The sequence below is a fragment of the Acinetobacter sp. AKBS16 genome, assembly GCF_002899995.1.
GTDB lineage: Bacteria > Pseudomonadota > Gammaproteobacteria > Pseudomonadales > Moraxellaceae > Acinetobacter > Acinetobacter baumannii.
In genome coordinates this window covers 10,109-10,923 of record NZ_POYH01000069.1, presented here as the reverse complement: position 1 = coordinate 10,923, position 815 = coordinate 10,109, and the positions used below count along the sequence as shown (strand labels likewise).

The 815-nt window shown below is 46.0% G+C and carries 1 protein-coding gene; it reads right to left on the bottom strand.

Annotated features, from left to right (window positions below):
- The coding region (locus C1642_RS19310) for a biotin carboxylase N-terminal domain-containing protein (protein ID WP_228153865.1) at positions 1 to 815 on the bottom strand (815 nt) is incomplete at both ends.

Genomic DNA, 815 nt, shown 5'->3' with positions numbered 1-815 from the left:
CCCCGTAATAAGCTCAGTGACAGGATGCTCCACTTGCAAACGGGTATTCATCTCCAAAAAGTAAAATGCACCCGATGCATCTAGCAAAAACTCAACTGTACCTGCCCCGACATAAGCACATGCTTTTGCCGCTGCTACAGCTGCCTCACCCATTTTCTGACGCAGTTCAGGCGTCATCACCGGACATGGAGCTTCTTCAACTACTTTTTGATGACGGCGCTGAATCGAACAATCACGTTCAAATAGATAGACATAATTGCCGTGTGTATCGCCAAAAACCTGGATTTCGACATGACGCGGAGCAATAACTGCTTTTTCTAAAATGAGCTCGCCAGAACCAAAAGCATTTTCAGCTTCTGAACGTGCGGTTTGTAATGCCTCAAACAACTCGGATGTTTGCTGTACCAAACGCATGCCACGACCGCCACCACCCGAAGAAGCTTTGACCATAATTGGAAAGCCAATCTGCTCAGCTTGAGTTGTTAAATATTCGAGATCTTGTCGGTCACCTTCATACCCCGGCACACAAGGGACGCCCGCCTCAATCATGGCGATTTTTGAAAGGCGTTTACTGCCCATTAACTCAATTGCAGAAGCGGTAGGCCCAATAAAGGTAATCTGATTATCGATACATGCCTGAGCAAAATCAGTATTTTCTGACAAAAAACCATAGCCGGGGTGAACTGCATCCGCCCCTGTTTTTTTGCAAGCTTCAATAATTTTAGCGATGGAGAGATAAGACTCCGATACTTTTGAAGCACCAATATAAACAGCTTCATCAGCCTCTTGCACATGGCGAGCATTACGGTCTGCAT